Annotated in this window: 11 protein-coding genes; 10 read left to right on the top strand and 1 reads right to left on the bottom strand. The window is 56.6% G+C overall.

The window, feature by feature from the left end; all coding sequences use genetic code 11:
* Positions 1–241 precede the first annotated feature (241 nt).
* Positions 242–1,162: a proline dehydrogenase family protein gene (locus CLV97_RS10520; protein WP_106345491.1), complete on the bottom strand. Its 921-nt coding sequence runs from the start codon at positions 1,160–1,162 to the stop codon at positions 242–244.
* A 303-nt stretch (positions 1,163–1,465) separates the two neighbouring features.
* Between CLV97_RS10520 and pruA the strand changes: the two genes are divergently transcribed.
* From pruA to CLV97_RS10565, 10 genes are all read left to right on the top strand, one after another.
* Positions 1,466–3,013 (top strand): L-glutamate gamma-semialdehyde dehydrogenase, encoded by a 1,548-nt coding sequence (gene pruA / locus CLV97_RS10525; RefSeq protein ID WP_106345492.1) that lies wholly within the window; start codon positions 1,466–1,468, stop codon positions 3,011–3,013.
* A 102-nt stretch (positions 3,014–3,115) separates the two neighbouring features.
* Entirely contained in the window at positions 3,116–3,253 is a 138-nt protein-coding gene (locus CLV97_RS18150; RefSeq protein WP_170070458.1) for a hypothetical protein, read from the top strand.
* 28 nt (positions 3,254–3,281) lie between these two features.
* Entirely contained in the window at positions 3,282–5,111 is a 1,830-nt protein-coding gene (locus CLV97_RS10530) for a monovalent cation:proton antiporter family protein (protein WP_106345493.1), read from the top strand.
* A gap of 81 nt (positions 5,112–5,192) precedes the next feature.
* Positions 5,193–7,013, top strand: coding sequence for a sigma-54-dependent Fis family transcriptional regulator (locus CLV97_RS10535; RefSeq protein ID WP_170070459.1), 1,821 nt, complete (start codon positions 5,193–5,195; stop codon positions 7,011–7,013).
* A 102-nt stretch (positions 7,014–7,115) separates the two neighbouring features.
* On the top strand, positions 7,116–8,081 hold the full coding sequence (locus CLV97_RS10540) for a 2-keto-3-deoxygluconate permease (protein ID WP_106345495.1): 966 nt from the start codon (positions 7,116–7,118) through the stop codon (positions 8,079–8,081).
* A gap of 33 nt (positions 8,082–8,114) precedes the next feature.
* A complete protein-coding gene (locus CLV97_RS10545) occupies positions 8,115–9,467 on the top strand; it encodes a four-carbon acid sugar kinase family protein (RefSeq protein WP_106345496.1) in 1,353 nt (450 codons plus the stop codon).
* Entirely contained in the window at positions 9,464–10,480 is a 1,017-nt protein-coding gene (pdxA, locus tag CLV97_RS10550; RefSeq protein ID WP_106345497.1) for a 4-hydroxythreonine-4-phosphate dehydrogenase PdxA, read from the top strand. The genes CLV97_RS10545 and pdxA overlap by 4 nt, the downstream gene beginning before the upstream one ends.
* Before the next feature lie 256 nt (positions 10,481–10,736).
* Positions 10,737–11,162, top strand: a complete 426-nt coding sequence (locus tag CLV97_RS10555) for a PH domain-containing protein (RefSeq protein ID WP_106345498.1) — start codon at positions 10,737–10,739, stop codon at positions 11,160–11,162.
* 450 nt (positions 11,163–11,612) lie between these two features.
* Entirely contained in the window at positions 11,613–12,494 is an 882-nt protein-coding gene (locus CLV97_RS10560; RefSeq protein ID WP_106345554.1) for a metal ABC transporter solute-binding protein, Zn/Mn family, read from the top strand.
* Positions 12,495–12,518: 24 nt separating this feature from the next.
* Entirely contained in the window at positions 12,519–13,280 is a 762-nt protein-coding gene (locus tag CLV97_RS10565) for a metal ABC transporter ATP-binding protein (protein ID WP_106345499.1), read from the top strand.
* Positions 13,281–13,289: the final 9 nt, after the last annotated feature.

Raw genomic sequence — 13,289 nt, forward strand, 5'->3', positions numbered from 1 at the left:
TGGGTTCGTCCTGAACATATAAAAACCTTCCTTCGGAATTGTTTTATTCCGAATTCAACAAAAAAGGCTGTTGACCCTTCTTTGTCAACAGCCTCAGGTTGCCAACATGGTTGGCAACCTTTTTTTCGACAAGCTGAAAGTCGGCTCCGCAGGCTGCGTCCCTCCGATGGCCCTGCGCGCTTTTCCGACCGAAAGGGAAAGAAAAGCGGTCCCAGGCGCGGGGGACTCATCCCTTCCTTTCTCAATCCCTGACGAGATTTTTGAGTATGAACAAGGCGTTGGCGGGCCGCTCGGCGATCCGCCGGGTGAAGTAGGGGTACCAGTCTTTCCCGTAGGGGGTGTAGACGCGAACCTTGTACCCTTCCTCGGCCAGTTGCCGCTGCAGTCCGCCCCGCACCCCGTAGAGCATCTGGAATTCGTACAAATCCTTCGGGATATGGTTTTCCTTCACGAAGGATTTGGTCCATTCGATGATCTTTTCATCATGGGTGGCCACCGCTGTGTAACAGCCGTTTTTCAGGTGCATCGCCACCAGCCGCTTGTAATTTTCATCCACGTCCCCTTTGTCCGGGTAGGCCACTTCCTTCGGTTCCTTGTAAGCCCCCTTGACGATCCGCAGGTTGACACCCAATTCACCGAGATCCTTCACGTCCGATTCGGACCGGTACAGATAAGACTGGATCACCAGGCCGATATGTTCCTTGCCCACCTTTTTCAGCAGGGTTTTGAATATGTCGATGGTGGCCTTCACCCTCGGGGAGTCCTCCATGTCGATCCGCACGAAATTTTCGCTTTCCTTGGCCTTCAGGGCGATCCGTTCCATGTTTTCCAGGCAAAACTCATAATCGATGTCGAGCCCCAGCTGGGTAAGTTTTACGGAGACGTTGGAGTCGACCCCGCTTTCCGCGATGGCGTCGAAGATGTCGATGGCGGATTGGGTGGCTTCCAGTGCTTCCTCCCGGGTGGTCACGCTTTCGCCCAGGTGGTCCAGGGTGACCAGAAGTCCGTCCCGGTTGAGGGATTTGACCGTTTCAATCGCCTGTCCCAGCGTTTCCCCCGCCACAAACCGGGAGGCCCCCAGGCGCATGCCGTACCGGGTGACGAAGCGGGACACCAGCCGGTTGCCGGCGAGGGTGAGTACAGCTCTTCGGGACAACGACATGTTTCCACCTTCTTTCGTTGGTTGAACGGGTGTCTTGAACCGTAACCATTATACGAGTCCTTCGTGGGAGTGACAATAGGAAACGCTTTCAAAGTTAGTATGGATCAGTCAGGGTTCCTTCATTTGAAGAAGAAAAAAACCTTGGGTTAAAATAAGGGGGGACTGGGGCCTGATGGAACTTCCCCGGTGGAAGATCTGTCCGGAAGGAGCGTCTTCGGGCCGCAAGCAGGTGGCCTTTTTCCGTACGGGTGAGGAAAACGGCCAATCTGCGAACTTGCCGAGCCATATCAGAGGAGGGGTAAAATGGTCGTTGATTTTCGGAACGAGCCGTTCACCGATTTTTCCAAGGAAGAGAACCGGCGGGCTTTTGAAGAGGCTTTGGAAACCGTCCGGGCCCAGCTGGGAAGGGAGTACGACCTGATCATCGGCGGCGAGCGGATTCGGACGGAGGAGAAAATCCGCTCCATCAACCCGTCCAATGTGGACGAGACGATCGGCTATGTCTCCAAGGCGAACCAGGAACTGGCGGAAAAGGCGATGCAGGCGGCGGCGAAAAAGTTCGAAGAGTGGAAAGCGGTTTCACCGGAAGCCCGCGCGCGGATTTTGTTCCGGGCGGCCGCCATCCTGCGCCGCAAGAAACACGAGTTTTCCGCGTGGATGGTGCATGAAGCGGGGAAAAGCTGGCCGGAAGCCGATGCGGATACGGCGGAGGCCATCGATTTCATGGAGTTTTACGGTCGTGAAATGATCCGGTTGAGCGAGCGGCAGCCGCTCACCCGCATTCCCGGAGAGGACAACGAATTGTACTACATTCCCCTGGGCGTGGGTGTGGTGATCCCCCCGTGGAACTTCCCGCTGGCGATCATGGTGGGGATGACGACGGCCTCGCTGGTGGCGGGAAACACGGTCGTGCTCAAACCGGCCAGCAACACGTCGGTGATCGCCGCCAAGTTCATGGAGATTTTGCAGGATGCCGGCCTTCCCGACGGTGTCGTCAATTACGTGCCCGGTCCCGGCGTGGAAGTGGGCGAGTACTTGGTGAAGCACCCCCTGACCCGGTTCATCGCCTTTACGGGATCCCGGGACGTGGGACTCCGGATCAATGAACTGGCGGCCAAAACCGTTCCCGGACAGAAATGGATCAAGCGGGTCATCGCCGAGATGGGCGGAAAGGATTCGATCATCGTCGACAAGGATGCGGACCTGGATCTGGCCGCCCAGACCATCGTCACGTCCGCCTTCGGCTTCTCCGGCCAGAAGTGCTCCGCCTGTTCCCGGGCGATTGTCCTCGAGGACGTTTATGACGAGGTGTTGAACAAGGTCGTCGCGAAGACGAAACAGCTGAAGGTGGCCGAGGCCAAATCCTTCGGCATCGACATGGGTCCGGTGATCGATGAGAACGCCTACCGGAAGATCCTCGACTACATCGAGATCGGCAAGAAGGAAGGTCGCCTGATGACCGGAGGAGGCAAGGCGGAAGGCAACGGTTACTTCATTCAGCCCACCATTTTCGCCGATGTCTCCCCCGACGCCCGGATCGCCCAGGAGGAGATCTTCGGTCCGGTGCTGGCGTTCATCAAGGCCAAGGATTTCGACGACGCTCTCCGCATCGCCAACAATACGGAATACGGCCTCACGGGATCGGTGATCAGCCGGAACCGCGCCAACCTGGAAAAGGCGCGCACCGAATTCCACGTGGGGAACCTGTACTTCAACCGCAAGTGCACCGGCGCCCTGGTGGGGGTTCATCCCTTCGGCGGCTTCAACATGTCGGGCACCGACTCCAAGGCCGGCGGCTACGATTACCTGCTCCTGTTTACCCAAGCCAAGCTGGTGTCGGAGGTGTTCTGATCACCGCCGGATTTCCCTTGTCGCTGGCATTCAAACCCCATCCCCCGGCTTCCCCGGGGAGGTGGGGTTTTTTCTTCTAGATGCGACCGGGTGGAAGCAAGCATGAAAATCCGCCTGCGATTGGCTGCCCTCCGTCCTTCCCGGGAAGGAAAGCGTCCGTTGGCAGGTTTTTCTGTTGACCGCCCCGGAAAAAGTATGATTTATTGGTTGGCGCAAAGGATATTGATGAAACATACATAAATAATCAATCCCTTTCCCGGAGGAGATCATGGAAGAATATCAATCGGTTACGTCCCTTATGATCGTGGTTCTCGTCTCCTTTTTTGTCCCGATCGCGATGCATCGGCTGAAGTTGAATTGGATTCCCGTCGTGGTGGCGGAAATCATCGTCGGGGTGGCGCTGGGCAAGAGCGGTTTCCAACTGATTCACGAGGACAATCTGCTCCAGCTTTTGTCCATGTTGGGCATCATCTACCTGATGTTTTTGAGCGGTCTGGAGATCGATTTCGATCTGATTCAGAAGAGTCGAAAGCACTCCGGCAAAAACGGAAACCCCCTGGCGATCGGCACCGTCAGCTACATCGGGATTTTGCTCCTTTCCCTGGCTCTGTCATGGATCATCCACGGGCTGGGGTATACGAAGGACGTCTTTTTCATGACGCTGATCATTTCCACCATTTCCGTCAGCATCACCTTGCCGGTGCTGAAGGACAAGGGGCTTCTCAATGATCCGGTCGGGCAATCCGTGTTGCTTACCGCCGTCATCGCCGATTTTTTCACCATGTTGATGCTGGCGGTCCATGTCTCCCTTCACCGTTCGGAGGAAGGGGCCTTCAACACCTTGTGGCTGTTGCTGCTCTTTGTCGCCTTTTTCGTCGTCTACCGCCTGGTTCGCCTCTTCCGGGCTTCCCGAATTACGGAAAAGATCAGAAGAGAGACCATTTCCATCGGCACGCGGGGCGTTTTTGCGCTGATTCTCTTTTTTGTGGCGGTATCGGAGGGGGTCGGGGCGGAGAACATTCTGGGCGCCTTTCTCGCCGGCGTGATCGTGTCCCTGATGTCCCCGAGCAAATCCTTTGTGCAGCAGCTCAATGCCTTTGGGTACGGTTTTTTGATCCCCATCTTTTTTGTGATGGTGGGGGCCGACCTGGATCTGATCGCTCTGGCGCAGGATGCGAAGGCTTTGACGGTGTTGCCTCTGCTGCTTTTGGCCTTTTATGTTTCGAGACTCCTGGTCGTTCCGATTTTCCGCCGATGGTTTTCCTGGAAAGAGTCGATCGCCTCGGGGGTGCTGCTCAGCTCCACCCTGAGTTTGGTCATTGCCGCGGCGAAGGTCGGTGAGGAGATGGGAATCCTCGATCGCACGATGAATACCGCGCTGGTGTTGTCCGCCGTGATCGCCACCCTGGTGTCCCCCGTGCTGTTCCAACGGCTGATGCCGGATCATCGCGAGGAGCGGCGGACGAAGGTCGCTCTGGTGGGCATCAACGCGGTCACCCTGTCACTTGCCCGGGACCTGGTCAGGGATCAGTACGATGTCACGCTCTACGGTTCGGACAAATCCAATCTGGAGGTCATGAATGACCGCCCCTTTGCCATCGTGCAGTTGCCCGGCGTGGAGCGGGAGCATCTGGAGTCGCACCGAGTCTTTGACAGCGACATTGTGGTGTTGTTTACCGCCGATGACAGCAAAAACTTCCGCCTTGCCCTGGATGCGGAACAGCAGGGTGTGGAGCGGATTATCGCCCGGGTGGAAAATCAAATGGAAGTAAGCCTTCCCGAGGATTCCCGGATCCGGTTGATTTCCAGCTTCTTCGCCAACAAAACGCTCCTTCGCTCCCTGATCGAGTTTCCGTCGCTGGTTCGGTTCGTTTCCGAGAGCGAGGGGTATCTGCAGGAGGTTCCCTTGTACAATCACCATTTCAACGGCCGTCGAATCCGGGATCTCCCCTTCATCGGCGACACCTTGATCATCCGCATTTACCGCGACGGCGAGGTGATCATGCCGCGGGGGGATACGGAGCTGCGGGTGGGCGACCGTCTGATCATCAGCGGGACGCCGGCCCATGTGCGCAAGGTGGAGCGGCTGTTGAGCTGAGGACCTGAGGATTGAACTTGTTCGGATTCAGAAGTTGTGATAAGTATATAGTGTTTAAATTTGCAACAAAGAGGGATGGCCATGAGGGTCAAAGCGATCGGGATCGCTCCTTATGCGGGTTTGAAGAGGCTGATGGAGGAACTGGCGAAGGAAGACCCGGAAATGGATTTGGTTGTTGAGCAGGGCGACCTGGAAGAAGGGGTGGATATCGCCAGGCGGGCGGAGAAAGAAGGGTACGAGTTGGTAATCAGTCGCGGCGGAACCGCCTCCCTCATCCGGGAAGCGGTCTCCATTCCCGTCGCCGAGATTCCGGTTTCGGGGTATGACATGCTTCGGGTCCTTACGCTCTTAAAGGATTATCGAGGAGAAGTGGCGATTGTCGGTTTCCCCAACATCACCCGGGGAGCGGCGGTGATTTGTGATTTGTTAAATCTTTCTGTGCACACCGTCACCGTCCGGAAACCTTCCGAGGTCGAGGAGCAGCTCGAATCCCGGCGAAGGCAAGGGATCCAGGTGGTGGTCGGTGACGTGGTCACTGTAAAGGCTGCCGAAAAACTTGGGATGCACGGTCTCTTGATCACTTCCGGAAGAGAGGCGGTGTTGGACGCATTCGAGGAAGGAAAGCGCGTTTATCGTCTCTTTTCCCGCCTGAGAAGGGAAGCTTCGCTGTATCGGAACATCCTGGACAGGGATCGGCGGGGCATCGTCGTGTTTGGCGGAAAGGAAAGAATCCTGTTTCGAAATCCGGCTGCGGCGCGCTTCCCCCTTTCCGCCCCCGCGGTGGAAAGGGCGATTCAGGAGTTGGTGGAGGAAAGTCTGCGGCGGGGCCAGTCCGAATCCCGCCTGCTGCCGCTGGAGGAATCCGGCGTACAGATTGCCGCGGTGCCCCTCGATGACAGGAGCGGGGAGACCAGGGTTGCCATCCATTTGGAGAAATGTCGATTCGCCGTATCACCCGAGAAATGGGGATGTGTGGAAATTCGGCACACCCGTTCCGAGCCGAAGGAAACCGCATTTCATCGGTTTGTGGGCAAAAGCGGTGCTCTTCGCGAAGCGATTCAATCCGCCCAAAAATACAGTGAGTGGGATGTCCCTGTCTGGATCTCGGGAGAAGAGGGGACCGGCAAGGAAATGTTCGCTTTGGCGATCCATCAGGCCAGTCCGCGGGGAGACCAACCCTTCATCGCGGTGGACAGCGGTTGTTTGAAACCGGAGGAATGGAACGAACTGATCGCCGATGCGGTCGCAGGTCCCTTCCGCCGGGGAACGCTGTATTTGAAAAATGCCGAGAAGATTCCGGCAAAGGTTCAAAAGCGGCTTGGCGCACTGATCGCCGATGAGGGGGATGGACCGCGTTGGCTGATTTCAACCGTCGTGGATTTGGGGAAAGAAGTTCGCCGGGGAGCTTTTGACCGCAAGCTTTATCAGTTGTTGGGGCGGGCACATCTCCCGCTGCCTCCCCTTCGAGAACGAAAAGAGGATATGGACGATTTGATCCCCCTGTTTATTGCCGAGGGCAATTCCAAGTATGGAAAATCCATCGTCGGAATGGAGAGTGAACTGATCGAAGAGTTGAAAAGGTTGACCTGGCCGGGGAACATTGAGGAGTTAAAAAGGGCGGTTGAGGCGATGGTATTGAAATCGGATGGCCATTACATCGGCCGGCGTGAAACCGCGGACATCCTGGAGCGGTTGAAACAGGAAGCATCCCGGCCGGTTGGTCGGGAGCTGGACTGGACGGGCACTTTAGAGGAAATGGAAATACAGATTATTCAAAGGGTGTTGGTTGAGGAGGGGATGAATCAAACCCGCGCCGCCCAACGCCTCGGCATCAATCGGTCCACGTTGTGGCGCAAATTGCAAAATGTCCATCGTGAAACACCTCCCGGAAATAAAAGGTAGTCCATAAAATATTGCAAAATGGCACAACATAAACTATCATTTTTAATGAAAGCGCTATTTTTCGTTGTTTTGTTGCATTTTTAAACATCCGGGGGTGTGCTGATGAGAATAAAGCGGGCCATGGAGCGAATCCCTGGTGGATTGATGGTGATTCCCCTGTTGCTGGGGGCCTTCATCAACACGTTTTTTCCCGATTTGCTCCGAATCGGAAACTTTACTCAGCAGTTGTTCGTGGATGGGTCCGGAACACTGATTGCTTTATTCCTGTTGTGTACAGGTGCGCAGATCAACTTGCGCAGTTTTGGTGTCAGTCTGGCGAAGGGGGCAACTCTGCTCACAGTTAAGTGGGTGGTGGGTGCGGCCTTCGGACTGATCGCCTATTTGTTGGCCGGACCGGACGGTCTGTGGTTGGGACTCGCACCGCTGGCGATTGTGGCGGCAATGACCAACAGCAACGGAGGATTGTATGTCGCCCTTGTCGGCCAGTATGGAAAGGAAGACGATCGGGCGGCCTATTCACTGCTTGCCTTAAACGACGGGCCTTTTTTGACCATGGTGGCGTTGGCTCTTTTCGGGGCGATGGGATTTGTCGAAGGCATGTTCTCCATAAAGGATTTTATTTCCGTGCTCCTCCCGATTCTCGTCGGGATGGTGCTGGGCAATTTGGATGAGGAAATGCGCTCCTTCCTCGCCAAGGGGAGTGACATGCTGATTCCCTTTTTCGCCTTTGCTTTGGGAATGGGCATCGATTTTGCCAAGATTGTGGAGGGTGGACTGGGTGGAATTTTGTTGGGCATCATGACGGTGTTCTTTACGGGAACGGCCGGTTATCTGGTGTTCAAGTGGTTCGGTTGGAATCCCATCGTCGGCGCCGCTGAGGGTTCAACCGCCGGAAATGCGGTGGCGACGCCGGCGGCGATCGCCGCGGCCAATGCCTCCTTCGCTTCCATCGCTCCCCTGGCCACGGTCCAGGTGGCGGCTTCAACCGTCACCACGGCGTTTCTCCTCCCGCTTTATATCGCCTTTCTGGTGAAGCGCTTGGAACGAAAAGCGGCCATGAAGAAGTGAGATCGAATCTTTCTTGAACGGAAGGGGATCCCGATGTCCGACTTTACAGGATACAAGGAAAAGGTCATGTCCAATCCAGCTTCCAACCGTTCTTTGATCACACATTCTGTCGGGATTATCGCCGATGACTTGACGGGAGCAAATGATTCGGGGAGCCAATTTTCCGCTAAGGGACTTTCCGCTGCCGTCCTGTTCGATTCCGGGCTGACAGAGGCGAAAGATCTTTCCCGGGTGGATGTGGTGGCAATCGATACGGACAGCAGGGCCTTGTCGGCCGGTCGCGCCTATGAGAAATCGCGACGGGCGGCGGAATGGTTGTACGCTGCGGGAACTCGCCATATTTATAAAAAGATCGACTCTTCACTTCGGGGGAATTGGGGAGCAGAGGTGGATGCCGTAATGGATGTTTTTCGTCCGGATTTTGCGGTCATTGCCCCCGCTTTCCCCCGGATGGGGCGAACCACACGGAACGGGATTCATCAAATTGACGGGATTCCCGTGGACCGGACGGAAATGTCCCGGGATCCCAAGACTCCGGTGACCGAATCCGATCTGCTCCGGATATTGTCCGCGCAATCCCGTCGAAGGGCGCACCTCGTCAGCGAACAGGAGTTGGATCGGCTAAAGGAAAAGGGGTCGGAGTGGAAGCGGCGGGGCGTGGAACTATTGGTGTTTGACGCGGAAAGGGACGAACATCTGGGGAAAATCGCCCGTTCCGTCGCCCAAAGCGGGTTCCGTGTTCTCTGGGTTGGATCTGCCGGTCTGGCGGGATGGTTGCCGGAGGCCCTTTCCCTGACCGGGAAGAGTTCGATTTCCGCAACAGGGCAAAGGGCACCACAACGGCGGGCCGACCGGGTGCTGGTTGTTGCCGGGAGCCAGTCATCGGTTACGAAGAGACAAATCCTCCGTTTGGTGGAAACCAATGAGGTGCAACCGCTGGTGCTGGATGTGCCGGCAATTCTTGATCCTGCGGAATGGAAAGCGCGTCGAGGTACCTTTGTCGAAGAAGCGAACAAGGCGTTTGCTTCGGGAAAGGATGTAGCGATCACCCTGAACTCGGAAAAAAGGCGGCTGAATCAGGAGGGATGGGCGCATCGGGACGCCGCCCTTAGGATCGTCGACCGGTTGGGGGAGCTGACTTCCCGGTTGGTCGCTTTTCATCCGAGATTAGGGTTAGTATTGACGGGAGGGGATACGGCCCGGGCGGTATGCCGCCATTTGGGCATAGGAGGTATACGGTTGATGGAGGAAATGGCGCCAGGAATCCCTCTGGGACAATTGGTGGGTCCCCATCCCCTGTATGCGGTGACCAAAGCCGGGGCTTTCGGCGAAGAGGACGCATTGGTAAAGGCAGTGAATAAGTTGAAGGGAAGCGAGATGGGATGAAGGAAGATCGACCGGTAATCGGAATCACGATGGGCGATGCGGCGGGAATCGGTCCGGAAATTATCATGAAGGCATTGAACGATCCGGCATTTTATCGCATGTGCCGCCCCTTGGTTTTGGGAGATGCGAAAATGTTGGAGCGGGCCGGCAGGATTCTTGGCCTCCCCGTCGAGGTGAAGGCGGTGCACCGATTGGAGGAGGCGGAATTCCGGCACGGGGTGGTGGATTGCCTGGATCTTGATCTTCTTCCGGACGATCTTCCCTTCGGAGAGGTTTCGGCAGAAGCGGGGGATGCGGCGTTTCGCTATTTGGAAAAGGCGGTGGAGCTCGCCCGAAAAGGGAATTTGTCCGCGATCTGCACGGCTCCTTTAAACAAAGAGGCACTGCACAAGGGAGGGCACCACTATCCGGGCCATACCGAGATATTGGCACATTTAACCGGTACCAAGGAATATGCGATGATGCTGGCATCTCCTCAGTTAAAAGTGATTCATGTCACGACCCATGTCGGCTTGATTGATGCGATCCGGCGGATTAACCCCGATCGGGTATATACCGTCATCCGGTTGGCCCACGAGACACTCCGTCAAGCCGGTTTTCCCAAACCTCGAATCGGGGTATGCGGGATCAACCCCCATGCGGGGGAAAACGGGCTGTTTGGAGATGGGGAAGAAGAGGAAAAAATCGTTCCCGCCGTGACCGAAGCCAAGGCGCAGGGAATCCTCGTAAGCGGTCCCCATCCCGCCGATACCTTGTTTTATCGGGCAGTGCGGGGAGACTTCGATATCGTTGTCGCCATGTATCACGACCAAGGTCATGTTCCGGTCAAGGTGTTGGGCTTGGAAGCCGGTGTAAACATCACCGTGGGTTTACCGATCCTCCGAACCAGTGTGGATCATGGAACCGCCTTTGATATCGCGGGAAAAGGGATTGCCGACGAGGGCAGCCTGAAGGAAGCGATTCGTCAAGCGGTATTATTGTCCTCGAAAGAAAACGTGTCACGGTCAGACTAAATGCAGAATCCTTCCCGAAAGACCGGGAGAAAACGGCTTACCATGCTTTAGTCCGGAGTCGTCATCCTGTCCCATGACCACGTAGCGGCGGAGTTCCCTTCACATCTCCGTCCGCTCGGAAAACGAGGAAAGTTTTTGGATGCTTTTCAGCTTCTCATCGGTGGCTTTTCAATTGACGTTTTCGTTTCCCTTGACACTTCGCCGGGAAGAGATAGAGTGAAAATAGCGGGAAATAACCGGTGAGAGGAGAGTCTGCATGCAGGAAGAAACGATTTGGGAAGGGTCCCCCTCCCACGTGGCCCGATTGGGAACCTATATTCTCTGTCTGTTGTTCTGTTGGTTGATCGTTCCCATCTTCATCGGCCTGTGGACGGCCTTGAAGCTGAAGACGACGAAGTATAAGCTGACGACGGAACGGCTTCGGGTAACCGAGGGGATCTTGTCCAAGCGGACGGAAGATCTGGAATTGTACCGGGTCCGGGACATCACCCTGGAAAAGCCCTTCATCTTCCGTCTGTTTTCCAAGGGGAACATCCGCTTGATCACCTCGGATCACAGCTCTCCCGACGCCCTGCTGATGGCCGTTCCGGAAGCGGACGAATTGATGGACCTGATCCGCAAGCACGTGGAAATCTGCCGCGACCGCAAGCGGGTCCGGGAGATCGGCATCGATACGCTTTAACGGGCAGGGATCGGCCCAAGCCGAAAGGCTTGGGCTTTTTTTCGGGTGCAAACTCTTCAGATATGACGGCCGAGGGAACACAATCCCGCGCACAATCCCCCGGCCGTTTCGATTTTTTCGGGTCAGAGAGGCTTGCATGCTTCCGCCGCCTCCGCGCTTGGCCGCCGGAGGCTGGACATTTTTCTGGGCGCATTGACACCTCCCTCGCCCCTTTAATAAAATGGAAATAAAGATTTGCACTACGGAAACTTATGTGCTCTACAGCAAATATCTTGACCTAGAGCCAATCAGGGCTTCGGGACTCCCTTGTGGCCATGCATGACTTGAATTCCCGCAGGAGAAACTGTTGGTTCCAGGTAAGATCGCCGTCGGCTTTAGAGGAGGAATTTCGCCGTGAAATTTCCGGAAAAGATCGGTCGGAGCTTCGCTCTCCTTTTTCTCGTCGCGGCGATGTGGACCGTCTCCGCCTGCGGAAACACCCAGGCCGATCCTTCGGAGGACGGCGTGATACAGGTTGCCGCAACGACGGGGATGGTGGCGGACATCGTCAGGGAGGTGGGCGGAGACCGCGTCCGGGTGACCAGCCTGATGGGGCCCGGCGTCGATCCGCATCTGTACAAGGCCACCCATGGGGATATGGTCAAACTGGACCGGGCGGAGCTGATCTTTTACAACGGGTTGCATCTGGAAGGGAAAATGACCAAGATCTTTGAACGGATGGGACGGATCAAACCGGTAGTCCCCGTCGCGGAAACGATCGATCCGAAGCGGCTGATCCGAACGGAAGACGGTCAGCCCGACCCGCACGTCTGGTTTGACGTCCGGCTGTGGATCACCGCCGTGGAAACGGTCCGGGACCAGCTGATCCAGGCGGATCCCGAGCGGAAGGCGGATTACGAAGCCCGCGCCGCCGCATATATCAAGGAATTGGAGGAACTGGACCGGTATGTCCGGGAGCAAATCGCCTCCATTCCCGAAAAGCGAAGGGTCCTGGTCACGGCCCATGACGCCTTCAGCTATTTCGGCCGGGCCTACGATATCGAGGTGGTCGGCCTGCAGGGCATCAACACCGCTTCCGAATACGGGCTGAGAGATGTGCAACAACTGGTGAATCTGCTGACGGAACGAAAGATCAAGGCCGTCTTTGTCGAGTCGAGCGTTCCGAAACGCTCCATCGAAGCGGTGGTCAAGGGGTCCTCGGAGAAGGGACACCGGGTGAGGATCGGCGGGGAGCTGTTCTCCGACGCCCTGGGAGAAGCGGGGACGCCGGAAGGAACGTATGTCGGCATGATCCGACACAATGTGGATGCCATCGTCTCGGCGCTGAAATGAGGAAATCGTGGGAGGGAGAAGGACATGGAGAAGGAGTCGGTTCCCATATCGGTGCGAAATTTGTCCGTCGCTTACCACCGCAAGCCGGTGCTCCGGGACGTTTCCTTTGAAACGCCGGAAGGGAAGCTGATCGGGATCGTCGGTCCGAACGGTGCCGGAAAATCGACGCTGATCAAGTCGATTCTCGGCCTTTTGCCCCTGACGTCCGGACAGGTCCGCATTTATGGAAAGCGATACGAAGAACAGCGGTCCATCGTCGGTTACGTCCCTCAGCGGGAATCCGTCGATTGGGATTTTCCGACCGATGCGCTGGATGTCGTCCTGATGGGGCGGTACGGACGGCTGGGGTGGCTGAGACGGCCCGGGAAAGCCGATAAGGAATTCGCCCTCGCCTGTCTGGAGAAGGTGGGCATGGCCGACTACGCTCACCGCCAGATCAGCCAGCTTTCGGGCGGACAGCAACAGCGGGTTTTCCTGGCCCGCGCCCTGGCGCAGGACGCCAGAATCTACTTGATGGATGAACCCTTTGCGGGTGTGGACGCCGCCACGGAAAAGGCAATCATCCAGGTGCTGAACGACCTGAAAGGGCGGGGGAAGACGGTGATGGTGGTTCATCACGACCTGCAGACGGTCAGGGAATATTTCGACTGGCTGCTCATGCTGAACATCCGTCCGATCGCCTTCGGCCCCGCCTCCCAGGTGTTCACCGCGGACAATCTGCAAAAAACCTACGGAGGCCGGTTGACCGCCCTGCCCGAACTGGCGGACCCGGCCTATACGGGGTGAGGACGGTGG

The organism is Planifilum fimeticola, from assembly GCF_003001905.1.
Classification (GTDB): Bacteria; Bacillota; Bacilli; order Thermoactinomycetales; family DSM-44946; genus Planifilum; species Planifilum fimeticola.